The organism is Pantoea sp. GM_Pan_4 (assembly GCF_026541005.1).
In the GTDB taxonomy this organism is placed as follows: domain Bacteria; phylum Pseudomonadota; class Gammaproteobacteria; order Enterobacterales; family Enterobacteriaceae; genus Pantoea; species Pantoea dispersa.
Window position 1 is genome coordinate 48,762 of record NZ_JALNUZ010000008.1, and the last position, 25,314, is coordinate 74,075.

Sequence of the window (25,314 nt, forward strand, 5' to 3'; positions counted from 1 at the left end):
GAATTTATGAAGACTAGTACGGCTGGATGTGTCCTGAGTAAATTCAAAGCCAATTGTTAATTGCTAAGTGTCTTTATTATTTTAACTGGATATGCGTATTTATGTTATGAAAACCAAATTGTCGCGAAGAAAATGCGTGTTATTTATTATAAAATTTATTTTTATGAGCACCTTCTCCGGTCAGGCTCATGCTGGTCTTGATTATGCCTGCTGGACCGACCCCTTAGCGGTAATGGTGTTGACATCTGGCCGTTTGGCTAGCCACAGCATATCTCCTGTAAAAGGAGTACACGGCAGGTTATTCTTTGATGAATCATTAGGGGGGTTTTCTGGCATATGTAATAATCCCGGTAAATATGAATGGTATAACTTACTTATTGAGGCTGATCTGGGTGCACATTTTATCCCTTCATCTACAAATATCGGTTATTATAAACTCACTGATGATGTTGATGTGAAGGTGCAAGGCTATGCTCCAAGCTGGTATCCTTATCCAATGACTTTCGAGGACCGTAGATATAAAAATCCTGGTCGTGGGACAATAAAGCCTGGGCTGGGAATGATTCATGATGTTTTTTCGGCTTCTTCATTTCTTTTAACTGATTTTATTATAACAAAAGATATTATCGGTGGAGCGATTTTTGTCCCGCCTGATGTAGAGATGGTGACCATTTATACGATTGGTTATATGAGCCCGCCTTATCCTCCGAGACCCGAAAAACCCTTGCTAAAAATCGTTATCGGACCTCACGGCATTATCATCCCGGTACCCATTGTCTGCGATATCAATAACGGCACGGATATTAACGTTGAATTTGACCGCATCGCGGTAAGCTCCGTTTCTGAATCAGTGTCCAATACCGCCAACTACAAAGATGTGCCGTTAGAAGTTAAATGCAGTTCTGCATTAAATCAGGAAGTCAATTTACGCTTAGTCGCCGGAACCCCCTCTTTCTCGAATGAACTCATCGCCACCAACTATCCTGATCTGGGCATTGCGGTTAAACATAAAGGACAATTGCTCAAACCGATGGGCACTTCTACTGTCCGGTTAATCAACGGCATGGCTTCAGAGGTCATCACCGTGTTCCCGGTGAAAAAGAAAGGACAACCGCTGAGCGGTGGTGAATTCAATGCTTCAGCAACATTGCTGATCAGCCTGCCTTGATGATGCTTTAATCCGCGTTATTGATATTAATGTTAATTAATCTTTTTATGATGGTTAAAGTTAAACACTTATCAGAGGGAGATCGGCTTAACCTGCAGCGATACAGATTAACGGTGTTTGAAAATATTTTTCATCATCACAGCTGTGTGAATCACCATGATTCACGGGGGTTTTCACACCATTCACAGCTTTTTGGCCGTACATTTTCTGTAGCCAAAGTCTATCAACCATTATTCAACGAGACAGTTTTTGGCCTGTTTCGGCAATTGGGTTTGCTATGCTCTTTCTCTGTTTTATGTCGTGGTATCTGTCCGGACGAGACCCGCGCGTCACGCCGCCTTTGCTGATGCAGCAATTTCTGCAGCGGCGGCGTTGGGGACAGTGCGGTGAGAAAGTCGCTTCTTTCCCTTTCGCTTCGCTGGCCTGTCTAATCTGTTTCCTCCCCACGCTGATTTATCTGCCCAACAGTGGTGGCAATGGCTTTGATCTGCCGCTGAATTTGCTCACTGCAGGCTGCCTCGCGCTGCTGGCGGCCACGCTGCTGTTGAAGAACTGGCGCCAGCCGCGCGATTTAATTGATGACAACGTCATGACGCATGCGCTGTTGCTGATGCTGTTTTGCTTTGCGCTGGCGGTGATCCTGCAGGAGAACGATAACGGACTGCTGACCGGCGTTATCCGGCTACTGGGGCTCAGCGCCATACTCATTATGTGGCTGCTGCTCGGCCTGATGCCGCAGCTCTGGCAGCAGCGTCAGCAAATCATTGCCGGCATCGTATTGCTCAGCACCTTGCAGGCGCTGCTGGCGATTGCGCAAACCTGTTTTCCGGCCCAGCTGCAAACGCTGATGGAGTTTCGTTATCACGCCGGCCAGATTCGCCCTTACGGTATTTTTCAGCAGTTCAATTTGCTGGCCAGCTTTCTGGCGACCGGTCTGGCGGCAACGGTCTGGCTCTGTCTGCAATCTGACATCAGGCACCGTTTCTTACTACTGCCGGCAGTGCTGATCAACAGCCTGGCGCTGCTTCTGACGCAGTCGCGTACCGGTGCGTTTGGCTTTGCGCTGGCGCTGCTGGTGATGCTGCTGGTGTGCGATCGTCGCCAGCGCGCGGTAATCATCAGGATTGTCATGGTGATGGCGCTGGCCGTGCTGTGCGCCCTGCTGCTGCGCAATGAATTAGCGCCGGGCATGCGTGAATTTGCGTCGTCCGACCTGGCGCGCCAGCAGCTGCTGGAATACACGCTGCGCATGATTATGGAAAAACCGTTCAGCGGCTGGGGCTTTGGTCAGTTTGAGTATCATTTTTCGCGGATACGCATGGTGGACGCGATCCACCTGAAAGATTTCAACGCCACCCATCCCCATAACGAGTGGCTGTATAGCTGGGTGGAAGGCGGTGTTTTGCCGATGGTAGGCTTCACCGCCGTGTTGCTGGCATGGCTGACGCCGCTGTGGCGCTGGCGCAGTCAGCCGCAGCGCCTGATGCTGTGGAGTCTGACGCTGCCCGTCATGCTGCACACCATGGTCGAGTTTCCGCTCTATCAATCGCTGCCGCATCTGTGGCTGCTGATGCTGCTTACCCATCTGGCGTTACGTCAGCCCGAAGATCGATCAATGATTGAACCTGCGACGCCGGGGCTGCCGTCGCGCATGCTGCGCCTGAACATGGCCGGCGGCGCGATTGCGCTGATGCTGTTTTTCTTCAGCGGCCTGCAGACCAACGCGCTGCTCACCCAGGCGGAGCGCGGTCAGTTTCTCTCCTATCCTTCACGCGATCAGCTGTGGAATCCGTGGATTCAGGGCGAGCGCTATGAGTTTGGCGAAATGGTGCATTGCCTGATGCGCTACAACCAGACGCGGGATGAGCGCCTGCTGGCGCGCTTTGTGCAGCAGTCATCGCTGTGGCTGGAGCGCCATAACGATCTCAACGTGTTCCGGAATGCGGTGATGATTGAGTGGCATCTGCGTCACTATCAGCGCTCGCGCAGGCTGCTGCGTCAGGCGCTGACTCTCTATCCGACAGATGAAAGCCTGCTGCAGCTGAAAGCAAAAATGATGACGGAATGGTCATCGGCGGCCTATGCTGTGACAGATGAGACAGGCAACTTCTGAGGCTAAGATGTTGAATAAATGGATGAGGCCGCTGGGCTTCGCCATGATGTTAAGCGGATGTCAGACTTCTCCGCCCACCCCGCAGGTTATTCCGCCGCATACCGCGCCCGTAGCCGTGTGCGGGGCCGGCGAGATGATGATGCAAACCACGCTGTGGTTTGATCTGCCGTCCTCCGCTGGCGCAGCGGGCTGGTCGCAGTTTGCTGAACGCGACATCACGCCGCACTTTCCCTCGCCGCTGACGATTTACGATGGCCGCAGCCCGCAGGGCAATCGCAAGGTACTGGTACTGCTTCATCCGGCGGATCGGGCCAGCTCCGAAAGCATTAACGCGCTGCGCGACAAGTTTAAACATCGTTTTGCGACACAACCGGTGACGCGTATCGACTCGCTGGTGTGCGCGGCGCTGTAACACGCGCTGCCTGCACGCGGGCAGGACAGCCGCCTGTGAAGTCCGTATAATGCGCAGCCAAACCCAAGCAAGCCGGAGAGAAACCATGCGTCCAGCAGGCCGTAGCACTTCTGAAGTGCGTCCCGTCACCCTCACTCGTCACTTTACCAAACATGCGGAAGGCTCGGTTCTTGTCGAGTTCGGCGAAACCAAAGTCCTGTGCACCGCGACCGTTGAAGAGGGCGTGCCGCGTTTTCTCAAAGGCAAAGGTCAGGGCTGGGTAACCGCAGAATATGGCATGCTGCCGCGTTCGACGCACAGCCGCATGGCGCGTGAAGCCGCCAAAGGCAAGCAGGGCGGACGTACGCTGGAAATCCAGCGCCTTATCGCCCGCTCGCTGCGTGCGGCGGTTGATCTGCAGGCGCTGGGTGAATTCACCATCACGCTGGACTGCGACGTAATTCAGGCCGACGGCGGCACGCGCACCGCGGCAATCACCGGTGCCTGCGTTGCGCTGGCGGATGCGCTGAACGCGCTGGTGGCAGCCGGTAAACTGAAAGCCAGCCCGCTGAAAGGCATGGTGGCGGCGATCTCGGTCGGCATCGTGGCCGGTGAAGCGGTGTGTGATTTAGAGTATGTCGAAGACTCTGCCGCTGAAACGGATATGAATGTGGTGATGACCGAAGATGGCCGCATGATTGAGGTGCAGGGCACCGCAGAAGGCGAGCCGTTCAGCCATGACGAATTGTTGCAGCTGCTGGCGCTGGCGCGCGGCGGCATTGAGCAGCTGATTCAGGCGCAGAAAGCGGCGTTAATTGATTGATGTAACAGGCGACCACAGAGTCGCCTTTTCTTTATTTGAGGAGTGAGAAATGAAAGCCTGGCAGCGTCAGTTTATTGAGTTCGCCCTGAACAAAGGGGTATTAAAGTTTGGTGAGTTCACCCTGAAGTCCGGCCGCAAAAGTCCCTATTTCTTTAATGCCGGTCTGTTCAATACCGGGCGCGATTTAGCGCTGCTGGGCCGTTTCTATGCGCAGGCGCTGGTGGATGGCGGCGTCGATTTCGACCTGCTGTTTGGCCCGGCCTACAAAGGCATTCCGATTGCGACCACTACCGCCGTGGCGCTGGCCGATCATCATGACCGCGATGTGCCGTACTGTTTTAACCGTAAAGAGGCCAAAGATCACGGCGAAGGCGGTTTACTGGTGGGCAGCCCGCTGCAGGGCAAAGTGATGCTGGTCGATGATGTGATCACCGCCGGCACGGCAATTCGTGAATCGATGGACATCATCAACGCCCACAACGCCACGCTGGCCGGCGTGCTGATTTCACTCGACCGCCAGGAGCGTGGCCGTGGCGAGATTTCCGCGATTCAGGAAGTGGAGCGCGATTATCAGTGCAAGGTCACGGCGATCATTACGCTGAGCGAGCTGATTGATTACCTGGCGGAGAAGCCAGAGATGGCCGACCATCTGGCGAAGGTGAAGGCGTATCGCAAAGAGTACGGCATCTAAGGTTTGCCGCGGTCGCCATGAATGGCGACCCTACAGTAGCAGGATGTTTGAGCGTAGGGTGCGCATTGATGCGCACCTGGTGGCAAAGGTGAAGGCGTATCGTAAAAAGTACGGTATTTAAGGTTTGCTGCGGTCGCCATGAATGGCGCCCCTACAGTAGCAGGATGTTTGAGCGTAGGGTGCGCATTAATGCGCACCTGGTGGCGAAGGTCGGGGCGATTGCAAAGAGTACGGCATTTAAGGTTTGCCGCGGTCGCCATGAATGGCGCCCCTACAGTCGCAGGATGCCAGGGCGTAGGGTGCGCATTGATGCGCACCTGGTGGCGAAGGTCGGGGCGATTGCAAAGAGTACGGTATTTAAGGTTTAGCGCGATATTCAGCGCCGCACGATAGCGTAGCGGCGCAATTTATTGCGCGATGGATCGCGCCGCTACAAATCCGCTGTGCGTATTAAACCAGCTGTGCGGCAATCAGCGGCCAGCGGCTGTCGAAATCGGCGGTCGGACGATAACGGAACTCCGAGCGTACATAGCGTGACAGCAAACCTTCGCAGAACGCCAGCAGCTGGCTGGCGAGCAGCGTCTCATCGGTCTGGAAACCTTCGCCGTCGCGCATCTTCTTCTCTTTCATCACCTGGCGCAGCTGAACTTCGATACGCTCAAACAGCTGATTAATGCGCCCCTGCAGGCGATCCTGTTCAAACATCAGCGCGTGGCCGGTCAGGATGCGCGTCAGCCCTGGATTACGCTCACCAAATCCCAGCAGCAATTGCACGATCAGGCGCAGACGCGCCATCGTCTCTTTTTCATCTTTCAGGATCAGATTGATGCGGGTAATCAGACTGTCTTCAATAAACTCAATCAGGCTATCAAACATGCGCGTTTTGCTGGGAAAGTGGCGATATAACGCCGCTTCCGAAACGCCGACATTGGCGGCCAGCTTGGCGGTGGTGATACGCTGACTGCCATCGCCCGACTCCAGCATTTGCGCCAGCGCCTGCAAAATCTCTTCGCGACGATTCCGTTTCGCGACTTTTTTTTCTGCCATGACCTTCAACACCCCTGAAATTCACCAAAAACAGGCAATACTGCCTTATCTGCCACAGATAAAGCGGCCTGTGGCGACAAGAAATAAAAAGATGGCTATGCGAAAAGTGAGCGTATTACTGACGGCCAGAGTGACCGAAACCGCCTGCGCCGCGATCGCTGGCGTCAAAATCTTCCACCAGGTTAAATTCGGCCTGCACCACCGGTACAAACACCAGCTGGGCCAGGCGATCGCCAGGCTGCAGCGTGAAGCTATCCTGGCCACGATTCCACACTGAAACCATTAGCTGGCCCTGATAGTCGGAGTCAATCAGCCCTACCAGGTTACCCAGTACGATGCCGTGTTTGTGACCGAGACCGGAGCGCGGCAGGATTACGGCAGCCAGTGACGGATCGGCAATGTGAATCGCCAGGCCGGTCGGCACCAGCGTGGTCATGCCCGGTGCGATTTCCAGTGCGTCATCAAGGCAGGCGCGCAGATCGAGACCCGCGGAGCCAGAGGTCGCATAGGTGGGTAGTGGGAATTCCTTGCCTACGCGCGCATCAAGTATTTTTACGTCGATTTTTTTCATCATAACGGCTGACAATCTCGTCTATTAATTGTTGGCCAAGGAGCGTCTTATCACTGAGCGGTAAGACTTTCTCTCCCTCCTGCCAAAAAAGGTGAAGAGCATTGGTGTCGCTATTGAAGCCCTGCCCGGCCTGCGCCACATCATTGGCGCAAATCAGGTCCAGGTTTTTCCGCACCCGTTTTTGCCGCGCGTATTCTTCCACATTCTGGGTTTCGGCAGCAAATCCCACCACGAAAGGGCGCTGCACTTTGAGCGCCGCGACGCCTGCGACAATATCCGGGTTCTTCACCAGCTGCAGCGTGACGTTATCATCGCCACCCTGTTTTTTAATTTTCTCTGCGGCAATGTTTGCCGCCCGGTAGTCTGCCACGGCTGCGCTGGCAATGAAAATATCTTGTTGGCTGATTTGCGCCATCACCGCCGCTTCCATCTCCAGTGCGCTGTTGACATCAATACGCGTCACGCCGGCGGGCGTGGCTAAGTTCACCGGACCGGAAACCAGCGTCACGTTTGCGCCGCGCTTCGCCGCAGCCGCGGCAACCGCATAGCCCATCTTGCCGGAGCTGTGATTACTGATATAGCGCACCGGATCCAGCGCTTCTCGGGTCGGACCGGCGGTGATCATAATGTTGAGATGTTGCAGATCGTTGACGGGCGCGGCCCACTCCAGCGCATGCGCAACGATGGCCAGCGGGTCCAGCATGCGGCCCGGGCCGATATCACCGCACGCCTGGCTGCCGCTGTCCGGTCCCCAGATCAGCAGGCCGCGCTGCGCCAGACGCTGCAGATTCTCCTGCGTCACGGCCGCGCGGTACATCTGCTGGTTCATGGCCGGCACGATGGCGACCGGTGCCGCACTGGCCAGGCAGGCGGTGGTGACCAGGTCGTTTGCCATGCCGGCGGTAATGCGTGCAATCAGATCGGCGGTTGCGGGCGCAAGCACAATCAAATCGGCCCATTTTGCCAGTTCGATATGGCCCATTGCCGCTTCGGCCGCCGGGTCGAGCAAATCATCAAACACCGGATAGCCGGAAACCGCCTGCAGGCTGAGCGGCGTAATAAAGGCTTTGGCTGCATCGGTCATCATCACGCGGACATCCGCGCCGCGATCGCGCAGACGGCGCACCAGTTCCGGTGCTTTATAGGCCGCGATGCCGCCACTGACGCCCAGCAGAATTTTTTTTCCGGCTAATCCCATCATGTTGTTTGCCTCACTTCAACGCAGAGTGCCGCGCCTGGCGCGACAGATGCAGGCAACTTTATCACAAAATCGGCGACCCGCCTTTTCACTGCCTGCGCCCTTTGCGAGCCGGCTCTGGAATTTGTCACGCGCCGCTGGTGGCCTGCAATGCACCGGCGCAAAATGGCGGCATTGCAGGGAGGGCGGAACGATGACGGAACTGGCACCACGGGAAAAACTGACGCTGCTGGGCGCCGAGGCGCTAAGCGATGCCGAACTGCTGGCGATCTTTTTACGTACCGGCACGCGCGGCAACAGCGTGATGGGGCTGGCGCGGCTGATGCTGAATGAATTCGGTTCGCTGTATCGCATCATGACCGCCAGTAAAGAGGAGCTCGGGCAGATAAAGGGCGTCGGCAGCGCCAAAATGACGCAACTGCATGCCATTGCGGAACTGGGGCGGCGCTTTTTTGCCAGCCAGCTGGCGCGCGAAAATGTGATGGAGAATCCGCAGGTCACGCGCCACTACCTGCAAAGCGTGCTGGCACATCAGGAGCGTGAAATCTTTATGGCGCTGTTTCTGGATAACCAGCACCGCGTTTTGCAGGCGCAGAAGATGTTTTCTGGCTCCATTGCCAGCGTGGAAGTGCATCCGCGTGAAATCGTGCGTGAGGCGCTAAAGCTCAACGCGGCGGCGGTGATACTGGCGCACAATCATCCGTCCGGCATGGCGGAACCGAGCCGTGCCGATCGTGAGATTACCAGCAAGGTGGCGCAGGCCTGCGCGCTGCTGAATATCCGCTTATTAGATCATCTGGTGATTGGTCACGGCGAGTTTACCTCTTTCGCCGAGCGCGGCTGGTTGTAATTCGCGGCGTCAACTGGGCAGAAATCCGGCGTTTTTGCGCGATCCGGAGGGATCTTTATCTGTTCGGGACTTGAGCACTTCGGCTTAGCGGCGTATACTACGCCACCTTTGAGAATCTCGGGTTTGGCGTTTGGGCCAGCTTAGCGGGTTCACATGGAACTCGCCTGGGCGGGCTAAGGCCTGACGAGGCGGCCAAAACCTAGTTTTTAAAGCTCGAGCTGATTTGATTTTTGGAGAATAGAAATGTCACGAGTCTGCCAGGTAACTGGAAAGCGTCCGGTGACCGGTAACAACCGTTCCCACGCAATGAACGCGACGAAACGCCGTTTCCTGCCGAACCTGCACTCTCACCGTTTCTGGGTTGAGAGCGAGAAGCGCTTCGTTACTCTGCGTGTATCTGCTAAAGGTATGCGTGTTATTGATAAAAAGGGCATCGATACGGTTCTGGCCGAAATCCGCGCCCGTGGTGAGAAGTACTAAGGAACTGAATCATGGCTAAAGGTATTCGTGAGAAGATCAAGCTGGTTTCCTCTGCTGGTACAGGTCACTTCTATACCACCACGAAGAACAAACGTACTAAACCTGAGAAACTGGAACTGAAAAAGTTCGATCCGGTTGTACGTCAGCACGTGATCTACAAAGAAGCCAAAATTAAGTAATTTTGGTGTTCTTGCGAAAAACCCGGCTCCGGCCGGGTTTTTTGTTTCTGCGCTACGTTGAGGAGATGAGATGCCTGAATTACCTGAGGTAGAAACCAGCCGACGCGGTATAGAACCTCACCTGGTGGGAGAAACCATTCTGCATGCCATTGTGCGCAATCCGCGTCTGCGCTGGCCGGTTTCCCATGAAATCCACGCGCTGAGCGACCAGCTGGTGCTCAGCGTACAGCGCCGCGCCAAGTATTTGCTGCTGGAGCTGCCGCACGGCTGGATCATCATTCATCTTGGCATGTCCGGCAGCCTGCGCGTCCTGTCCGGCGAACTGCCGGCTGCGAAGCATGACCACGTCGATTTGGTGATGAGCAATGGCAAAGTGCTGCGCTATACCGATCCGCGGCGTTTTGGCGCCTGGCTGTGGACTACCGATCCGGAAGGCAGCAGCGTGCTGGCGCACCTCGGTCCGGAACCGCTGAGCGATGCCTTCAGCGGCGGGTATCTGTATGAAAAGTCGCGCGGCAAACGCACGGTGATCAAGCAGTGGCTGATGGACAACAAAGTGGTGGTGGGCGTGGGGAACATCTATGCCAGCGAATCGCTGTTTACCGCCGGGATCTTACCCGATCGTCCGGCGATGAGCCTGAGTGAAGCGGAAGCGGAGCTGCTGGCGAACACCATCAAAGCCGTACTGCTGCGTTCGATTGAGCAGGGCGGCACCACGCTGCGTGATTTCCTGCAGACCGACGGTAAGCCAGGCTATTTTGCGCAGCAGCTGCAGGTGTATGGACGCACCGGCGAGCCTTGTCGCGCCTGCGGTACGCCGATCCTCAGCGGTAAACACGGTCAGCGCAGCACCTTCTGGTGTCCACGCTGCCAGCACTGATTACGGCTGCGCCAGCTTCGCCAGCAGCGCCTGATGCACCACGGCAGGCAGAAATGCCTGCACGTCACCCTGATGGCGCGCCACTTCCTTGACCAGCGACGACGAGACAAATGAGAAGCCTTCGGACGGCATCAGAAACACGCTCTCCAGCGTGGGCAGCAGATGACGGTTCATGTGCGCCAGCTGCAGCTCATACTCAAAGTCCGATACCGCACGCAGACCGCGCACCAGCACGTTCGCGTTCTGCGCCTGGGCAAAATTCGCCATCAAATCGCTAAAGCCAACCACCTCAACATTTGGCAGATGGGCCGTAACCTGGCGCGCCAGATCGACACGTTCATCAAGGCTAAACAGCGGCTTCTTACTCGGGCTGGCGGCAATTGCCAGCACGATGCGATCAAACATCTGCGCTGCGCGCGTGACGATATCCAGATGGCCCAGCGTCATCGGGTCAAACGTGCCGGGATAAATCGCTTTAGTGCTCATACGCGGCCCTGTGTTGAGGTGTGATGCAGCGCCCAGAGCGCCGAGTATTTATTAAAGGTGTATTGTGCGTTGACCACCGCCAGAATCCAGCCCTGTTTACCATCGAGAAAACCGGCGCGCAGCAGCAGCGTCTTAATAAACGCGCCTGCGGTGTGGCTGAAAACAGAGAGAATACTGCAGCGCTTGCCGCGCTGAAAGCGCTCCTGCGCCCAGGCTTCGGCATAGTTCATCTGCTTGCGCTGGAAGGCAATCAGGTCGCGGCAGGTCAGGTGCTGCAAATCACCCGGCAGCGCCACCACCGGCGTGCCCTGCGTCTCCAGCGATTCGTGCACCAGATTGTCGTTATAGCGCAGATGGCGCGGATAGAGGCGCAGCACGCGGTCGGGATACCAGCCGCTGTGGCGCATAAAGCGGCCGAGAAACAGATTACTGCGGCCGAGGCTGTAAACCTTATCGCTGGGTGGCTGTGTCAGCACCTGCTCAATGGCGCGGCGCAGCTCTGGCGTAACCCGTTCATCGGCATCCAGCATCAGAATCATATCGCCGCTGGCAAAGGCCTGGGCGCGCTGACGCTGCTTACCAAAGCCGGCCCAGCCGTCTGCCTGATAGACCTGCGCACCGTGCGCGCGTGCAACCTCAATGGTCGCATCGCTGCTGCCCGAATCCAGCAGAATGATTTCATCTGCCCAGCTGACGGAAGCCAGCGCCTCCGGAAGGAGTTCAGCTTCGTTTTTGGCGATCATCACCACGGAGAGACGTTGGCGTTGCGACATGCGTTAATGAGCTCGTGGAGGCAGATGCGGTTCGAGTAACTGTAGCAGACGCTGCAGTGCGCCCTGATTCTGGTGCAGCACGTCTACCGCGTGGCGGCCGTAGTAGCGGCGATAATCGTCATCCTGCAGCAGGTTCGCCACTTCTTTTTCCAGCGACACCACATCAGTAACGGTAATCAGCCCTTCCGCCTGTTGCAGACGGGCGCAGATATCTTTGAAGTTCCAGATGTGCGGGCCCATCAGCACCGGAATGGCATGTGCAGCGGGCTCGAGCGGATTGTGGCCGCCGCGCTCCACCAGGCTGCCGCCAACAAAGGCCAGATCGGCGATGCCGTACAGCAGCATCAGTTCGCCCATGGTATCGCCAATCACCACCTGCGTGGCGCTGGAGGGGATCTCGCCGCTGCTGCGCAGGGTAAAGCTGAAGCCGCGTTTTTGCGTCAGGTTGCAGGCATCTTTAAAGCGTTCCGGATGGCGCGGCACCAGAATCAGCAGCAGATCCGGGAACTGTTGCAGCAGGCGACGATGGGCGTCGAGCACGATGGCCTCTTCTCCTTCGTGCGTGCTGGTGGCGATCCACACCGGCCGGCGCGACGCCCACTGGCGGCGCAGCGTCACCGCGCGTGCCGCCAGCTCCGGCGTAACGGAGATATCAAACTTCAGACTGCCGGTCACGGCCAGGTGCGAGCGCTTCAGGCCGAGGCTGAGGAAACGATCGCCGTCCTCAACGTTCTGCGCGGCAATCAGCGTAATGCGCTGCAGCAGGTCACGCATGAAACCGCCGAGCTTTTTATAACCTCTGGCGGAGCGTTCAGACAGGCGCGCATTGGCAATCACCAGCGGAATCTGGCGCTGATGCAGAATGCGAATAATGTTCGGCCACAGCTCGGTTTCCATGATAATCACCAGCCGCGGGTCGACGGTATCGAGGAAACGGTTGATTGAACCGGGCAAATCGTACGGCAGATAGACGTGGTGCACGTCTTTGCCAAACGCCGACTGGGCGCGCTCGGAGCCGGTGGGCGTCATGGTGGTCACGGTAATGGGCAGCGTCGGATAGCGATGACGCAACGCGCGCACCAGCGGTACGGCGGCGAGCGTTTCACCGACCGAAACCGAGTGCAGCACAATGCCGTGCGGCGCCACTTTACCGCTGCAGTAGCCGTAGCGCTCCGCCCAGCGTTTGCGATAGGCCGGTGCTTTTCGACCGCGCAGCCACAGGCGCAGCCAGATCAGTGGCTGAATCAGATAAAGCAGGGCTGTATAGAGAGTCGTCATAGTTAAGGTTACGACCAGTTCGCGTCAAAAAACACAGGAAAGGCGGCATGTTAACAGAAACTGACCGCCTGCTCATACCACTTCGTCAACGGGTTTGCAGGACGTGCTGATAAAGCGAAGTCAGTGCCTGCGCCAGTCTCTGTGGACCATAAGGTTCAATTTTGCGACGTGCGGCTTCGCCCAGCGCCGGATTGAGCGAAAGTGCGGGCGTTGCGATTACCGCTTCGTTTAACGCTTTGATATCCAACGCATCGCAGACAAAACCCTGTTCACCGTTGGTGATAAATTCTGCGCCGCCGCAGCCGGTGCTGGTAATGATTGCCAGCCCGCAGGCCATCGCCTCCAGCACCACATTGGGGAACGGATCGTACAGGGTTGGCAACAGCAGCGCATCGGCGGCGTGATAAAACGGCTGAACGTCCTGCTGCACGCCCGCAAAGCGCAGGCGGTCAAGACAGTTAAGCTGGTTCGCCAGCTGCTGATAGCGCGCCAGCTGTTTGTCCTGGCCGACCACCACCAGGTAGCGATCGCTATTAGCGACCGCTTCGATAGCGGCCTTTAGCCCTTTGCGTTCGAAGCCGGAGCCGACGTAGATCATCACCGTGGCGTCCTGCGGCAGGTTGAGTCGCTGACGCGCGGCGTGACGCAGCGTATCGCTGGCAGGCTGAAAACGCTGGCTATCAATGGCGTTGTGAATCACGTGGATTTTGCTGGCATCCAGCGCGAAGTGGCGCAAAATATCCTGCTTCACCATGTGCGAATTACAGATCACCGCTTTCAGCGAGGGCGCGTTGAACATCTCCGCTTCCGCCTGCAGCACATAGCGATGGTACGGGCTCAGGCTGGCGCTCAGCCGCTGCCACGGCGAAACAATGCGCGCGCGCTGCTCCAGCCATACGCGATGCACGCCGTCGCCGGCGCGGAAAATATCGCAGCCGGCGATGCGCTCGTGGCTCTGTACGATATCGAACTTTTCCCGCTCCCAGCAGGCGCGCGCCGCGCGGGCAAAGCCGCGTTCACGCGAAATGCGGCCGAATTTTGCCGGATTGCAGATGTGCAGGTGCCAGGCCGGGTTCGGCGTGCCCTGCCAGCTGCGGGTAATGATGTTGAGATCGAGCTGCTCGCTGTCCAGCGCTTCCAGCGCGCGTGAGATAAAGCGCTCGGCACCGCCGTCCGGCCGGTATTTCTGCCGGACAATCGCCAGCCGTAACTTAGTCATGCAAAAGGCTCCTGGCGGCGGCAAGCACATCCTCAACCGGGATGGCAGACAGATAGCGCTGCTCGGTATTGGTATTGATCGAATCCGGTGACGGCAGCGGCGCATAGTCGCCCGCCCAGATAACGCGGTTATTGTCGCCCCACGGGCGCCAGTGCTGCAGCTTGGTCGGGCCGAACAGCGCCAGGCACGGCGTCTGCAGCGCCGCGGCCATGTGCATTGGTGCGGAATCGACGCCAATAAACAGCTGTGCGGCGTCGATCAGCGCCGCCAGCTGCGGCAGCGAGAGCTGGCCTGCCAGCGACACCACGTTCGGCGTGCGGCACAGCGACTGGATATGGGCGATCATCGCCAGCTCTTTCTGATCGGGCGCGGCGGTCAGCACCACGCTGCGACCATCAGCGGCCAGCGCATCAATCAGCTGCGCCACCTTTTCATCTTCCCAGCACTTAAAAACCCAGCGCGAGGTGGGCTGCAGCACCACAAACGGGCCGGTAATCGACTGCTGAGCGAGGACGTCCTGCACTTTTTGCTGGTCGGCGGCGCTGAAATGCATGGAGGCTGTCGCCCCGGCGGTGGGAATGCCGAGCGGCTGCAGCGCCGTCATGTTTTGTTCCACGGTATGCAGCTGATGGTGACGGTCGGTGGAAACCAGCTGGTTATGGCACCAGCGCCAGAACGCGTTGTCGCGCTTGCGGTACGCAAAGCCAATGCGCACCGGCGCACCGGACAGGCCGGTAATAATGGCGCTGCGCCACTGGTCGGCCAGATTAATCACCACATCGTAATGGCAGGCGCGCACCGCCCGCACCAGCGCGACCTCATGGCGAAACTTCTGCCAGCCGCCTTCCTTTTTCCAGTTGCGATCGATGATATGCAGCTGACGGATCGCCGGATGCGCTTCCAGCATCGGGCGCGTCTCTTTGTACAGCAGCACATCAATGTTGGCCTGCGGATAGCGCTGGCGCAGCGCATTGATGGCAGGCGTGGTCAGCAGCATATCGCCATGATGACGCAGCTTTATCAGCAAAATATTTTGCGGTGCAAAGTGGGCTGGAATCGGGCTTGCCATACTCAAATCATCTCAAAATTCAGTGAGCTGATTGTAGGGCAAACCCTGGAGGGGTTAAAGCCGCGGCGGGCGCTTATTTATTGCGCCAGCGATAAATGCGGCTCAGCCACAGCAGCAGCTGATACCACTGACGCGCGCCGCGCGCATTGCGCAGCATGCGTTTGTGCGTCTGGCTGCTAAACAGATCGGCGATCATTGCCTGGCGCGCTGCGGCGTCCGGTTCGCGCCGGATAGCGTGGCACACGCTGAGCGCTTCGCGGGTAATCTGCGCGTGGAAGCTCGGGTAAATCTTCACCTTGTGACGATAGCGCGTATTGATCTCTTCCAGCATGCGCGCGATTTTCAGGTAGTGACGCTGATAGTCGACGTTGTGCTGGCCGGTGCGCTTGCGGTTGCTGATCGACGCATCGTGCATGTAGTAGCGATACAGCACCCGATCGGTGTAGCGCACGCGCTGCACATTGAGCATGAACTCAGCGGTCCACGGGATGTCCTGATGATGCAGACCGGGTTCAAACTGCAGATTAAGCTGTTCGATCAGCTCACGGCGGTAGATACCGAGCCACACGACGTGCAGGTAACGCCGGGTTTTCAGCGCCTTGTCGAGCCACTCCGGCCCGCTTAACACGCCAGTGCTGGTGAGGCGATCCCGCGGAATCATCGGCTTAATTGTCTGGCTGGCCTTGAAAAACCACTCGGCGTTGCACTGCGCAGCGTCCAGCCGATCGCGCTCCGCCATGTCGACCAGCGTCTGGTACATCGCCGGGTCCATGGTGTCGTCAGCGTCAGGAAAGCTGACGTATTTACCCCGCGCCACGGCCAGCCCGGCATTGCGCGCACGCGACACGCCACCGTTCGGCTGATGAATCACCTGGATATGTGGGTACTGCTGCGCCAGCGCGTCGGCGCGCTCGCCAGAGCCGTCGGTGGAGCCATCGTCAACAATGATGATCTCCAGCGACGTCAGGGTTTGCGCCAGCAATGCATTGATACAGCCGGTAAAGTCAGCACCAGCGTTAAACATCGGGATAATGAGACTGAGTAGCGGGGATGAGCTATCGGGCTGCGCTGTCATGTTCTTCGTTGTTCCGTCGCGCCAGGCGCTGCTGCTGCCGGGTGCGGATAAAATCATGGATATCATTTAGCTTGCGTTCATCCAGCTCGAACAGCTGTTCAACCGGATGGGCAAATTTGTATTGCGCAGCGAACACAAACGAAGAGGGCGCGATGTGGTTCGGGCCAATTAAGAGCACGTCACCCAGCGGCCTTTGCTCCTCTACGCAGCAGGGACCATAAATTAAAATCACCGGTACCTGTTGCGCGTCGGCAATATACACATTGCCGGAATCCGAGGCGATATAGAAATCCATCTCGTTAATGGCGGCAGGCAGCGCCTCGAGCGGGATTTTACCTACCAGACTCACCAGATTGTTTCGCTGACCGGCAACTTTAAACAACTCCTGAACGCGTGATTGTTCATTCGGTGCGCCGAAAGCAAAAAAAGTGCAGGGGAGATCGTTCAGGTGGTCGAAAAGCCGACACCAGATTAACGGCGGAATGGTTTTGGCCTGATTCCCTGCCGTTACGCTAATACCAATGCGGATGCCCGGCGCCTGCCTAATTTCCGCTGGCAGGGTTTCCGGTTGCCACAGTGGCAGGGTGGCATGTTTGGGATAACTCTCTTTGGTAAAAGAGCGATCGGCCAGTTTCAGGTAATTTTCCAGCGTTAAGGTATTTTTCTCGTGATAAACCACGCCGCTGGCCGTTAAATAAAACAGGCCCTGATAGCCTTTGCGCCGATAGCTGGAAAGAAATTGTTTGTTGCTGGCATTGCAGCAGGCGGCAATAAATAAATTGAGATTGGTGGGATGCAGCAAATAAATATTGTCGTAGCGATTGAGCAGCTGCCACACCAGTTTAATTTTTTTCATCAAACCGGAGCGATGATCTTCGATATACCAGATGTGCTCCAGCGTGGCGTCACGTTCAGCCAGCGGGGCGACACTATAGCTCAGCAGGGCATCGCTTTTTCCCAGGTGGGATAATAACGGCGTGATATTAATATAGTCGCCAATTTTAGCGGTCTGTATCACCAGATTTTTACCGGTGCGGCCATGAACAAACTTCATCACCCATTTGACCGGTGAAAAAAGAATAAACAGTAGTACGTACGTCAAGTAGTCATCCCCATGATTCGGTCACACCGTCATGGGGGACCTGTTAACCTGAAACGTGCTGCGTGGTTGAAAATGACGTCTCCGCCACCTGAATAAGCTGCAGGTATTGCTGGCAAACAACGCTCAAACTATAAATGCTTAAGTCCAGATGTTGCAACCTGGGGGGAGTTGTATAAATTTCTCGCATTTTTTCTGCCAGCGATGTTGCATTCATCTCTGCCAGACCGCGTGACAGTTCGCCGGTGAGGATCGAAACAGGACCGCCCGGACAGCGCGTACTGACCACCGCGGTGCCGCAGCTCAGGGCTTCGACCAGCACATTACCAAAACCTTCACTGTCGGAGCTGACCACCAGCAGGCGCGCGTGCCGTATCCAGGGATAAGGATTGCGCTGAAAACCTTCGAAGCGCACGCGCTCTGCAATGCCTGAATTCTGCGCCTGCTCACGCAATTTTTGCGTTATTTTTTCGCTTCCCTGTCCCAGCAAAACCAGCGGCGCGGTGATGCCACTCAGGGCATAAGCTTCGAGCAGGCGGTCATGGCGTTTGGTTTCATGGAAGCGTCCCACGTGCACCAGGAAATCGGTGCCGGCCAACGGGCAGGGTTCTGCCGCCAGTCGGGCGAGGCTGTCAAAATCGAAAGGATTGGCGATCACTTTGGCCTGGCGGGGCTGTACGCCAATGTTTTGCACCATATCGTCGATGACGTACTGCGAAACCCCAACGATTTGGCGATCCTGATAAACGTGACGGATTTTCAGCCGCTTCAGCCACAGCGAGAAGCCGGTTTTACGTGCCAGATACGAAGCAGAAAACACGCCGTGCAGACAGAACCAGGTCCTGTCTCCATCGAGCGCCGGCGTTTGCCTGACAATGCGGTCAGTTTTATGCAGATGAGAGAGGATCAGATCAAATTTGCCGTGCCGCGCTTCACTGTCGCGCACCGCACGATCCAGCAGGCGCGCGCGGCGCCATGTTTCTGTCAGCTTGCGCCACGGGTGGTTACAGCGATCAAGAATCACCTGGTAATCCACGCCAGCCGGAATAGGGTAATCACATACCTTCCGCAATGAGAAGATCGAAACCTGGTGTCCCTGACTGAGGAAGCCCCCCGCCAGAGTCAGTACGACTTTTTCGGCGCCGCCGCCCGGCAGGCCATCAATCACCATTAAAATGCGTTTCGACAAAATTTTTTACCCCTACATGCCAGTCTGCTGTAAAGACTTAGCTGCTATCATTCCCGGTGCTATCAGGACTTAATATAAGAAAATTCAATTAATTATTTTTATGGCCAGGTAATTTTACACGAACGTGCGCTCGGTTAATTGATAAAATTCAGGCCAGTGAAGAGTTTAAATTATTCTAGTTTAACTAATCTTATACCGCTATCGACTTCCCCTCGAACCCGCATGGGAAAAGTTTGCGCCCGTCAGGAGCGTTGCGTACCATAGCGATTATAACACTGTAATTCACCGGATAAGTTATGGAAAAACCTGCCTTTTTAATTACCCTTGATACCGAAGGGGATAACCTGTGGCGCAATCGCAGCGGCAAGGTCACTACCCATAACGTCCGGTTTTTACCGCGCTTCCAGGCGCTGTGTGAGAAATACGCTTTTAAACCGACCTGGCTGACCAACTATGAGATGGCCAGTGACCCGGCTTATGTCGAGTTCGGGCGCGATCTGCTGGCGCGCGGTCAGGGCGAAATCGGTATGCATTTACATGCCTGGTACAGTCCACCTGAATATGCGCTGACCGACGATGAGTGGCGTTACCAACCTTATCTGATCGAATATCCGGAAAACGTCCTGCGCGATAAAGTCGCCTTTATGACCGATCTGCTGGAGAACGCTTTTCAGCGTAAAATGACCAGCCACCGCGCCGGCCGCTGGGCATTTAATGAAGTGTACGCCCGCGCCCTGATCGATCAGGGCTATCTGGTTGACTGCTCGGTTACGCCGCGCGTGAGCTGGCGTAATGCGCAGGGTGCACCGCAGGGACAGGGCGGAACGGATTACAGCCATTTCCCCGATCGCGCTTATTTCCTTGATGAACAGGATATTTCCAGGCCGGGCGACAGCCCGCTGCTGGAACTGCCGATGAGCATTCAGTATCGCTATGGCACGCTGACCAATCAGCTTAAAAAAATGTGGAATGGCATCCGCGGCAGGCAGCGCGGACCGTCAGTGAACTGGCTGCGTCCGGTGGGGGGGAATCTGGCCCAGATGAAACAGGTGGCAGAACAGACGCTCGCACAGGGCAACGACTATGTGGAGTTCATGCTGCATTCATCCGAGTTTATGCCAGATGGCAGCCCCACGTTTAAAACGGAGGCTGATATTGAACGCCTGTATGACGATCTGGAAGGCCTGTTCAGCTGGCTGGCGACCCGGACGCAGGGCATGACGCTCACGGAGTTTGCCCGGCTGAAGCAACAGCAGCGCTAAGCCGCCCAATCGCGTTACAGCGCGATCTCAGCCAGCATGGCCATCACGTCGTCAGGCTGAATGTCTGCCATGCTGCTGCTGCCCTGCGCGGGCCGTAACGCATGCTGATTCCTGCCGTAGCCACCAATCAGACCCGGGTCAGTCGGGCCGAACAGGGTGATGTTGGGGCGATCCAGCGCGGCGGTCAGATGGCTCAAACCGGTATCTACTGAGACCACCGCACGGGCGCCCGCCAGCTGCTGCGCCACCTGCTCCAGCGTCAGCTTCGGCAACACCTCTGCATGATCAAACCCTGCTGCCAGCCGCTGCGCGCGCTGGTGCTCGTGTTCGGCGCCCCACGGCAGCCTGACGCGCAGGCCAGTGGGCTGAACCCGCGCGATGAGCTGGCGCCAGTGATCTTCCGGCCAGTGTTTGTTGTCGCGCGTTGTGGCGTGCAGAAACACCAGGTACGGTTGGCCATCCTGCGGTTGTGCCGCGAGAAAATGACCGGCAATGGCATAGTCGCCCTGCGTGGCCGGTTTTTCATAGCCCAGACTTTTCGCGAACAGTTCGCGCGTACGTTCCACGGCGTGCTGCTGCTTACCAATCTCATGACGCTTGTCATACCACCAGCTGGCGAACGGTTCACGTGCGCTGCGGCTGTCCTGGCCATGTTTGATGCCTTTAGCCAGGCGCGTCACCAGCGCGGCGCTTTTAATCAGCCCCTGGGCATCAATCACCACGTCGTACTGACGTGACTGCAGCTCGCGTTTGAATTGCACGCGCTCTTCGCGCTGCTGGCTGCCAAACCAGTGTTTGCGCCAGCGACGAATCGCCACCGGCAGGACTTTATCGACGGCCGGATGCCAGCCAGGAATTTGCGCAAAATTCTCTTCCACCACCCAGTCGAAGCGAATGCCGGGAATCGCCTGCATCGCGTCGGTCAGCGCCGGCAACGTGTGCAGTACATCACCCATCGACGAGGTTTTAACAATCAAAACGTGCATGGTTACTCCTGCACCGGATGCAGTAACTCGTTGAGTTCCTGATGCACGCGTGCCGGTTGAATATCAATCAGGCTCTGGTGATAGCCTTCTGCGGCATCGCCTTTGCGCACTTTGTGGTAGCCGGTAATCAGGCGAATGATGCGCGCCTGATGGGACAGCGGCGGCGTGAAGTCCGGGCTGCTCGGGCCATACAGCGCCACCAGCGGCCGGTTGAGCGCGGCGGCAATGTGCATCAGTCCGGAATCATTGCTGACGACCGCAGCACAGTGGGCGATCAGAATCACCGCCTGCTCCAGCTGCGTTTCGCCCGCCAGATTGCGGCAGTGCGCGCGTGCCGTGTCCGGCAGCGCCTGCAGGATCGCCTCGCCGGTTTCCCGATCTTTAGCCGAGCCGAACAGCAGTACCTGATAGCCTTCAGCAATCAGCTGTGCCGCCAGCGCGGCGTAGTGATAGTGCGGCCAGCGCTTCGCGGGACCAAATTCGGCACCGGGGCAGAAGCCGATGGCCGGGCGATCGGCCGACAGCGCAAACTGCGCCGCGGTCATGCGTTTTTCATCGTCGTCGACGCGCAGCTGCGGCCACAACAGCGGCTGCGGCAACTGTGCTGCCGCCGTAACCGGCTGGTCATAGCCCAGCGCCACATAGCGCTCCACCATTAAGGGAAACGCGGCTTTGTCCAGCACCCGCACGTCATTCAGCACGCCATAGCGCATTTCGCCGCGCCAGCCGATGCGGCGTTTGATGCCGGCAAAAAACGGCACCAGCGCCGATTTAAACGAGTTTGGCAGCACATAGGCGCGATCGTAACCGCTGGCCCGCAGCGCTTTGCCCAGCCGACGGCGCTCACCCAGCGCCAGCGCACCGTGGCCAAGCGGCATCGCCAGCGCCTGATTCACTTCCGGCATGCGTGACAGCAGCGGCCGGCACCAGGCCGGCGCCATCACATCAATTACCGCCTCAGGGTGCGCCTGTTTCAGCGTGCGATAGAGACTTTGCGACATCATCATATCGCCGACCCAGGAGGGGCCAATAACCAGAATTTTCATCGCCGGTGCCGGTTTCCTTATGCGTGACGGTTCAGCCAGGCCATGTATTCGCCCACGCCCTGCGCAACGGTTTTAAACGGTTTGTCATAGCCCGCGGCGCGCAGTTTGCTGAGATCCGCCTGCGTAAAGGCCTGGTAGCGCCCTTTCAGTTTGTCCGGGAACGGGATGTATTCGATCTGGCCTTGCTGGTGGAACTTCAGCACCGCATCCGCCACTTCCTGGAAAGATTCGGCGCGGCCGGTACCACAGTTATAGATGCCGGAAACGCCGTTTTCCCAGCACCACAGATTGACTGCCACTACATCATCAACGTGGATGAAGTCACGACGGAAGCTGTCGCTGCCCTCGAACAGCTTAGGATTTTCACCGTTGCTGATTTGCGTATTGAGGTGGAACGCGACGCTCGCCATGCTGCCTTTATGGCCTTCACGCGGCCCGTACACGTTGAAATAGCGGAAGCCGCACACTGGCGAATCTGCTTCCGGCAGAATCTGGCGGACATAGTGGTCGAACAGCATTTTTGAGTAGCCGTACACGTTGAGCGGCTGCTCGTACTGGCGCTCTTCAATGAAGTTCTCGTTACGCCCGCCATAGGTGGCGGCCGATGAGGCATACAGGAACGGGATTTCACGTTCGAGGCAGAAGTGCAGCAGATCTTTTGAGTACTGATAGTTGTTATCCATCATGTACTTACCGTCCCACTCGGTGGTGGCTGAACAGGCACCTTCATGGAACACCGCTTCAATCGGACCCAGATCTTCACCCGACATGATGTAGGTGAGGAACTCCTCTTTATCCATGTAATCCGCGATGTCCAGATCCGCGAGATTCACGAATTTGGTGCCATCTTTCAGATTATCCACCACCAGGATATCGGTATGACCGCGATCGTTGAGCGCTTTCACAATGTTGCTGCCAATCATGCCCGCGCCGCCGGTTACGATAATCATATGCTTTGCCTTTAAACAGTTGGGGTGAAACAGGAGGTTTCACGCACGAATACCTAACATCATAACATTTCAGCCCGATGCGGACAGCCAGATGACGCCGATCGCGCTGCACAAATCCTGCGCGCCGCGTGAACTATGCTGCAAAACGGAGATTTCCCTGGCTGAATTGTCGTCCATTCGCTTTTCGATCAGTAATATGTGCCAAAATTTTGCTATCTGAGGAGCAGAATCATGTCCGATCAGTTCTATTCACAAATCCGGCAACAGCTTGAGACAACGCGGCAGGACGGATTGTTCAAACAGGAGCGCACCCTGACCTCGGCGCAGCAGGCGGAAATCAACGTCGCCAATAGCCCGCCGGTGATTAACTTCTGCGCCAATAACTATCTCGGCCTTGCGAACCATCCGGCGCTGATTCAGGCCGCCAAAGACGGCATGGACACGCATGGTTTTGGCATGGCGTCGGTGCGTTTTATCTGCGGCACGCAGGACAGCCATCAGCTGCTGGAGCGCCGGCTGGCGGAGTTCCTCGGCATGGAAGAAGCTATCCTGTTCTCCTCCTGCTTCGACGCCAACGGCGGGCTGTTTGAGACCCTGCTGGGCGCGGAAGACGCGATTATCTCGGATGCGCTCAACCATGCGTCGATCATCGACGGCATCCGCCTGTGCAAAGCCCAGCGCTATCGTTACGCCAACAATGATATGGCTGAGCTGCGCGCGCGCCTGCAGGAGGCCCGCGACAAGGGGGCGCGCCATCTGCTGATTGCCACCGACGGCGTGTTCTCCATGGATGGCGTGATCGCTAACCTGCAGGGCATTTGCGACCTGGCCGATGAGTTTAATGCGCTGGTGATGGTGGATGACTCGCACGCGGTAGGCTTTGTCGGCGCAAGCGGACGCGGCACGCATGAATACTGCGGCGTGATGGATCGCGTGGATATTCTGACCGGCACGCTGGGTAAAGCGCTGGGTGGCGCGTCCGGCGGTTACGTGGCGGCAAAACGCGAGGTGGTTGAATGGCTGCGTCAGCGCTCGCGCCCTTATCTGTTCTCTAACTCGCTGGCACCGGCGATTGTGGCCGCGTCGCTGCGCGTGCTGGATCTGCTGAACGAAGGCGATGGGCTGCGGCAGCGGCTGTGGGAAAACGCCCGCTTCTTCCGGGAAAAAATGACCGCCGCGGGCTTTACGCTGGCCGGTGCCGATCACGCCATCATTCCGGTGATGCTGGGCGATGCCAAAGTGGCGCAGCAGTTTGCCAGCCTGCTCCAGCAGGAAGGCATCTACGTTACCGGCTTCTTCTATCCGGTGGTGCCGCAGGGCCAGGCGCGCATTCGCACGCAGATTTCTGCCGGCCACACTCAGGCGCAACTGGAGCACGCGGTGGCGGCCTTCACGCGCATCGGACAACAGTTAGAGGTTATCACTGCAGGAGCCAACGGATGAAAGCATTGGCTAAACTGAAAGCGGAAGAGGGGATCTGGATGGTGCACGACGCGCCGGTGCCGGAGCCCGGTCATAACGATCTGCTGATTAAAATCCGCAAAACCGCCATTTGTGGCACCGATGTGCACATCTATAACTGGGACGACTGGTCGCGCAAAACCATTCCGGTGCCGATGATCACCGGCCACGAATACGTGGGCGAAGTGGTCGGTATCGGTCAGGAAGTGAAGGGGTTCGCCATCGGCGATCGCGTATCGGGTGAAGGTCACATCACCTGCGGCCACTGCCGCAACTGTCGCGCCGGCCGTACCCATTTATGCCGTAATACCGTGGGTGTCGGGGTTAATCGTCAGGGCTGCTTCGCTGAATATCTGGTGATCCCGGCGTTTAACGCGTTCAAAATTCCCGACAATATTTCCGACGAGCTGGCGGCGATTTTCGATCCATTCGGTAACGCGGTGCATACCGCGCTCTCGTTTGATTTGGTGGGAGAAGATGTGCTGATCTCCGGTGCCGGACCGATTGGCATTATGGCGGCATCGGTGTGTAAGCACGTCGGCGCGCGAAACGTGGTGATCACTGACATCAATGAGTATCGCCTCGGGCTGGCGCGTGAAATGGGCGTGACGCGCGCGGTCAACGTGGCGCAGCAGAATCTGCGCGAGGTGATGACGGAACTGGGGATGACCGAAGGCTTTGATGTCGGACTGGAGATGTCCGGCGCGCCGCCGGCGTTTCGTACCCTGCTGGAGACCATGAATCACGGCGGACGCATTGCGCTGCTGGGCATTCCGCCGGGTGAGATGTCGATTGACTGGAATCAGGTTATCTTCAAGGGGCTGTTTATCAAGGGGATTTACGGCCGTGAGATGTTTGAAACCTGGTACAAAATGGCCGCGCTGATTCAGTCCGGCCTCGATCTGACCCCAATCATCACGCATCGCTATCACATCGACGACTTCCAGCAGGGCTTCGACGAGATGCGTTCCGGGCGTTCAGGCAAAGTGGTGCTGAGCTGGGATTAAACGACACACCGGCCTGCGGGCCG

General features: G+C 57.2%; 26 protein-coding genes. 12 read left to right on the forward strand and 14 right to left on the reverse strand.

What is annotated here, in order from left to right; genetic code table 11:
- Window positions 1-106 precede the first annotated feature (106 nt).
- The 5 genes from OXR61_RS16250 to pyrE all read left to right on the forward strand — a co-directional run bounded on the left by OXR61_RS16250 (window position 107) and on the right by pyrE (window position 5,186).
- Complete coding sequence (locus OXR61_RS16250) at window positions 107-1,168, forward strand: fimbrial protein (RefSeq protein ID WP_196368253.1); 1,062 nt, start codon at window positions 107-109, stop codon at window positions 1,166-1,168.
- Window positions 1,169-1,445: 277 nt separating this feature from the next.
- Window positions 1,446-3,281, forward strand: a complete 1,836-nt coding sequence (locus OXR61_RS16255) for a Wzy polymerase domain-containing protein (protein WP_081316028.1) — start codon at window positions 1,446-1,448, stop codon at window positions 3,279-3,281.
- Between the two features lie 7 nt (window positions 3,282-3,288).
- Window positions 3,289-3,693 (forward strand): DUF3574 domain-containing protein, encoded by a 405-nt coding sequence (locus tag OXR61_RS16260; RefSeq protein ID WP_031279632.1) that lies wholly within the window; start codon window positions 3,289-3,291, stop codon window positions 3,691-3,693.
- Between the two features lie 85 nt (window positions 3,694-3,778).
- Entirely contained in the window at window positions 3,779-4,495 is a 717-nt protein-coding gene (gene rph / locus OXR61_RS16265; RefSeq protein ID WP_021507082.1) for a ribonuclease PH, read from the forward strand.
- A 49-nt stretch (window positions 4,496-4,544) separates the two neighbouring features.
- Window positions 4,545-5,186 (forward strand): orotate phosphoribosyltransferase, encoded by a 642-nt coding sequence (pyrE, locus tag OXR61_RS16270; RefSeq protein ID WP_021507081.1) that lies wholly within the window; start codon window positions 4,545-4,547, stop codon window positions 5,184-5,186.
- 450 nt (window positions 5,187-5,636) lie between these two features.
- Here pyrE and slmA read toward each other — a convergent pair whose 3' ends face one another.
- The 3 genes from slmA to coaBC form a co-directional block, all read right to left on the reverse strand.
- Window positions 5,637-6,233: a nucleoid occlusion factor SlmA gene (gene slmA / locus OXR61_RS16275; RefSeq protein ID WP_021507079.1), complete on the reverse strand. Its 597-nt coding sequence runs from the start codon at window positions 6,231-6,233 to the stop codon at window positions 5,637-5,639.
- 115 nt (window positions 6,234-6,348) lie between these two features.
- Window positions 6,349-6,807 (reverse strand): dUTP diphosphatase, encoded by a 459-nt coding sequence (gene dut, locus OXR61_RS16280; protein WP_031279631.1) that lies wholly within the window; start codon window positions 6,805-6,807, stop codon window positions 6,349-6,351.
- Window positions 6,776-8,005 carry a bifunctional phosphopantothenoylcysteine decarboxylase/phosphopantothenate--cysteine ligase CoaBC gene (gene coaBC, locus OXR61_RS16285; protein ID WP_021507077.1) on the reverse strand — a complete coding sequence of 410 codons (1,230 nt, stop codon included), beginning with the start codon at window positions 8,003-8,005 and terminating at the stop codon, window positions 6,776-6,778. The genes dut and coaBC overlap by 32 nt, the downstream gene beginning before the upstream one ends.
- A 190-nt stretch (window positions 8,006-8,195) precedes the next feature.
- On the opposite strand from coaBC, the gene radC reads away from it, so the two are divergent.
- The 4 genes from radC (at window position 8,196) to mutM (ending at window position 10,391) form a co-directional block, all read left to right on the forward strand.
- Window positions 8,196-8,852, forward strand: coding sequence for a DNA repair protein RadC (gene radC, locus OXR61_RS16290; protein WP_021507076.1), 657 nt, complete (start codon window positions 8,196-8,198; stop codon window positions 8,850-8,852).
- A 243-nt stretch (window positions 8,853-9,095) separates the two neighbouring features.
- Window positions 9,096-9,332, forward strand: coding sequence for a 50S ribosomal protein L28 (gene rpmB / locus OXR61_RS16295; RefSeq protein WP_010616494.1), 237 nt, complete (start codon window positions 9,096-9,098; stop codon window positions 9,330-9,332).
- Window positions 9,333-9,343: 11 nt separating this feature from the next.
- Window positions 9,344-9,511: a 50S ribosomal protein L33 gene (rpmG, locus tag OXR61_RS16300; protein ID WP_001051798.1), complete on the forward strand. Its 168-nt coding sequence runs from the start codon at window positions 9,344-9,346 to the stop codon at window positions 9,509-9,511.
- A gap of 70 nt (window positions 9,512-9,581) precedes the next feature.
- On the forward strand, window positions 9,582-10,391 hold the full coding sequence (gene mutM / locus OXR61_RS16305) for a bifunctional DNA-formamidopyrimidine glycosylase/DNA-(apurinic or apyrimidinic site) lyase (protein WP_021507074.1): 810 nt from the start codon (window positions 9,582-9,584) through the stop codon (window positions 10,389-10,391).
- Here mutM and coaD read toward each other — a convergent pair whose 3' ends face one another.
- From coaD to OXR61_RS16345, 8 genes are all read right to left on the reverse strand, one after another.
- Complete coding sequence (gene coaD / locus OXR61_RS16310) at window positions 10,392-10,877, reverse strand: pantetheine-phosphate adenylyltransferase (protein WP_021507073.1); 486 nt, start codon at window positions 10,875-10,877, stop codon at window positions 10,392-10,394.
- On the reverse strand, window positions 10,874-11,650 hold the full coding sequence (locus tag OXR61_RS16315; protein ID WP_010616498.1) for a glycosyltransferase family 2 protein: 777 nt from the start codon (window positions 11,648-11,650) through the stop codon (window positions 10,874-10,876). Before OXR61_RS16315 ends, coaD begins: the two co-directional genes overlap by 4 nt.
- A gap of 3 nt (window positions 11,651-11,653) precedes the next feature.
- The gene (waaA, locus tag OXR61_RS16320) at window positions 11,654-12,928 is read right to left on the reverse strand and encodes a lipid IV(A) 3-deoxy-D-manno-octulosonic acid transferase (protein ID WP_021507071.1); all 1,275 of its coding nucleotides are present in this window, start codon (window positions 12,926-12,928) and stop codon (window positions 11,654-11,656) included.
- Window positions 12,929-13,013: 85 nt separating this feature from the next.
- A complete protein-coding gene (locus tag OXR61_RS16325; RefSeq protein WP_021507070.1) occupies window positions 13,014-14,147 on the reverse strand; it encodes a glycosyltransferase family 4 protein in 1,134 nt (377 codons plus the stop codon).
- A complete protein-coding gene (rfaQ, locus tag OXR61_RS16330) occupies window positions 14,140-15,216 on the reverse strand; it encodes a putative lipopolysaccharide heptosyltransferase III (protein WP_021507069.1) in 1,077 nt (358 codons plus the stop codon). Before rfaQ ends, OXR61_RS16325 begins: the two co-directional genes overlap by 8 nt.
- A gap of 73 nt (window positions 15,217-15,289) precedes the next feature.
- Window positions 15,290-16,291 (reverse strand): glycosyltransferase, encoded by a 1,002-nt coding sequence (locus tag OXR61_RS16335; RefSeq protein WP_021507068.1) that lies wholly within the window; start codon window positions 16,289-16,291, stop codon window positions 15,290-15,292.
- Window positions 16,272-17,393: a glycosyltransferase family 9 protein gene (locus OXR61_RS16340; protein ID WP_031279629.1), complete on the reverse strand. Its 1,122-nt coding sequence runs from the start codon at window positions 17,391-17,393 to the stop codon at window positions 16,272-16,274. Before OXR61_RS16340 ends, OXR61_RS16335 begins: the two co-directional genes overlap by 20 nt.
- Before the next feature lie 43 nt (window positions 17,394-17,436).
- Window positions 17,437-18,561, reverse strand: coding sequence for a glycosyltransferase (locus tag OXR61_RS16345; protein WP_021507066.1), 1,125 nt, complete (start codon window positions 18,559-18,561; stop codon window positions 17,437-17,439).
- Window positions 18,562-18,875: 314 nt separating this feature from the next.
- On the opposite strand from OXR61_RS16345, the gene OXR61_RS16350 reads away from it, so the two are divergent.
- Entirely contained in the window at window positions 18,876-19,841 is a 966-nt protein-coding gene (locus tag OXR61_RS16350) for a polysaccharide deacetylase family protein (RefSeq protein ID WP_021507065.1), read from the forward strand.
- A 14-nt stretch (window positions 19,842-19,855) separates the two neighbouring features.
- On the opposite strand, the gene rfaC is transcribed toward OXR61_RS16350, so the two are convergent.
- Genes rfaC through rfaD form a run of 3 tightly spaced genes read right to left on the reverse strand, consistent with a single transcriptional unit; the run spans window position 19,856 to window position 22,823 of the window.
- Window positions 19,856-20,827: a lipopolysaccharide heptosyltransferase RfaC gene (gene rfaC / locus OXR61_RS16355; protein WP_021507064.1), complete on the reverse strand. Its 972-nt coding sequence runs from the start codon at window positions 20,825-20,827 to the stop codon at window positions 19,856-19,858.
- Between the two features lie 2 nt (window positions 20,828-20,829).
- The gene (gene rfaF, locus OXR61_RS16360) at window positions 20,830-21,873 is read right to left on the reverse strand and encodes an ADP-heptose--LPS heptosyltransferase RfaF (protein ID WP_021507063.1); all 1,044 of its coding nucleotides are present in this window, start codon (window positions 21,871-21,873) and stop codon (window positions 20,830-20,832) included.
- 17 nt (window positions 21,874-21,890) lie between these two features.
- Window positions 21,891-22,823 carry an ADP-glyceromanno-heptose 6-epimerase gene (gene rfaD, locus OXR61_RS16365; RefSeq protein ID WP_021507062.1) on the reverse strand — a complete coding sequence of 311 codons (933 nt, stop codon included), beginning with the start codon at window positions 22,821-22,823 and terminating at the stop codon, window positions 21,891-21,893.
- A 231-nt stretch (window positions 22,824-23,054) separates the two neighbouring features.
- Here rfaD and OXR61_RS16370 point away from each other — a divergent pair, with 231 nt between their 5' ends.
- Complete coding sequence (locus OXR61_RS16370; RefSeq protein ID WP_021507061.1) at window positions 23,055-24,266, forward strand: glycine C-acetyltransferase; 1,212 nt, start codon at window positions 23,055-23,057, stop codon at window positions 24,264-24,266.
- Entirely contained in the window at window positions 24,263-25,291 is a 1,029-nt protein-coding gene (gene tdh / locus OXR61_RS16375) for an L-threonine 3-dehydrogenase (RefSeq protein WP_021507060.1), read from the forward strand. Before OXR61_RS16370 ends, tdh begins: the two co-directional genes overlap by 4 nt.
- The last annotated feature ends 23 nt before the right edge of the window (window positions 25,292-25,314 follow it).

Bases quoted from the DNA above. Each gene is read 5' to 3' on its own strand.
- waaA (WP_021507071.1), bottom strand. From the start codon at position 12,928: ATGACGACTCTCTATACAGCCCTGCTTTATCTGATTCAGCCACTGATC.
- coaBC (WP_021507077.1), bottom strand. From the start codon at position 8,005: ATGATGGGATTAGCCGGAAAAAAAATTCTGCTGGGCGTCAGTGGCGGC.
- slmA (WP_021507079.1), bottom strand. From the start codon at position 6,233: ATGGCAGAAAAAAAAGTCGCGAAACGGAATCGTCGCGAAGAGATTTTG.
- rpmG (WP_001051798.1), top strand. From the start codon at position 9,344: ATGGCTAAAGGTATTCGTGAGAAGATCAAGCTGGTTTCCTCTGCTGGT.
- OXR61_RS16335 (WP_021507068.1), bottom strand. From the start codon at position 16,291: ATGACAGCGCAGCCCGATAGCTCATCCCCGCTACTCAGTCTCATTATC.
- rfaQ (WP_021507069.1), bottom strand. From the start codon at position 15,216: ATGGCAAGCCCGATTCCAGCCCACTTTGCACCGCAAAATATTTTGCTG.
- OXR61_RS16350 (WP_021507065.1), top strand. From the start codon at position 18,876: ATGGAAAAACCTGCCTTTTTAATTACCCTTGATACCGAAGGGGATAAC.
- coaD (WP_021507073.1), bottom strand. From the start codon at position 10,877: ATGAGCACTAAAGCGATTTATCCCGGCACGTTTGACCCGATGACGCTG.
- tdh (WP_021507060.1), top strand. From the start codon at position 24,263: ATGAAAGCATTGGCTAAACTGAAAGCGGAAGAGGGGATCTGGATGGTG.
- OXR61_RS16250 (WP_196368253.1), top strand. From the start codon at position 107: ATGAAAACCAAATTGTCGCGAAGAAAATGCGTGTTATTTATTATAAAA.
- dut (WP_031279631.1), bottom strand. From the start codon at position 6,807: ATGATGAAAAAAATCGACGTAAAAATACTTGATGCGCGCGTAGGCAAG.
- pyrE (WP_021507081.1), top strand. From the start codon at position 4,545: ATGAAAGCCTGGCAGCGTCAGTTTATTGAGTTCGCCCTGAACAAAGGG.
- OXR61_RS16370 (WP_021507061.1), top strand. From the start codon at position 23,055: ATGTCCGATCAGTTCTATTCACAAATCCGGCAACAGCTTGAGACAACG.
- rfaC (WP_021507064.1), bottom strand. From the start codon at position 20,827: ATGCACGTTTTGATTGTTAAAACCTCGTCGATGGGTGATGTACTGCAC.
- radC (WP_021507076.1), top strand. From the start codon at position 8,196: ATGACGGAACTGGCACCACGGGAAAAACTGACGCTGCTGGGCGCCGAG.
- rph (WP_021507082.1), top strand. From the start codon at position 3,779: ATGCGTCCAGCAGGCCGTAGCACTTCTGAAGTGCGTCCCGTCACCCTC.
- OXR61_RS16325 (WP_021507070.1), bottom strand. From the start codon at position 14,147: ATGACTAAGTTACGGCTGGCGATTGTCCGGCAGAAATACCGGCCGGAC.
- OXR61_RS16315 (WP_010616498.1), bottom strand. From the start codon at position 11,650: ATGTCGCAACGCCAACGTCTCTCCGTGGTGATGATCGCCAAAAACGAA.
- OXR61_RS16255 (WP_081316028.1), top strand. From the start codon at position 1,446: ATGCTCTTTCTCTGTTTTATGTCGTGGTATCTGTCCGGACGAGACCCG.
- mutM (WP_021507074.1), top strand. From the start codon at position 9,582: ATGCCTGAATTACCTGAGGTAGAAACCAGCCGACGCGGTATAGAACCT.
- rfaF (WP_021507063.1), bottom strand. From the start codon at position 21,873: ATGAAAATTCTGGTTATTGGCCCCTCCTGGGTCGGCGATATGATGATG.
- rfaD (WP_021507062.1), bottom strand. From the start codon at position 22,823: ATGATTATCGTAACCGGCGGCGCGGGCATGATTGGCAGCAACATTGTG.
- OXR61_RS16345 (WP_021507066.1), bottom strand. From the start codon at position 18,561: ATGGTGATTGATGGCCTGCCGGGCGGCGGCGCCGAAAAAGTCGTACTG.
- OXR61_RS16260 (WP_031279632.1), top strand. From the start codon at position 3,289: ATGTTGAATAAATGGATGAGGCCGCTGGGCTTCGCCATGATGTTAAGC.
- rpmB (WP_010616494.1), top strand. From the start codon at position 9,096: ATGTCACGAGTCTGCCAGGTAACTGGAAAGCGTCCGGTGACCGGTAAC.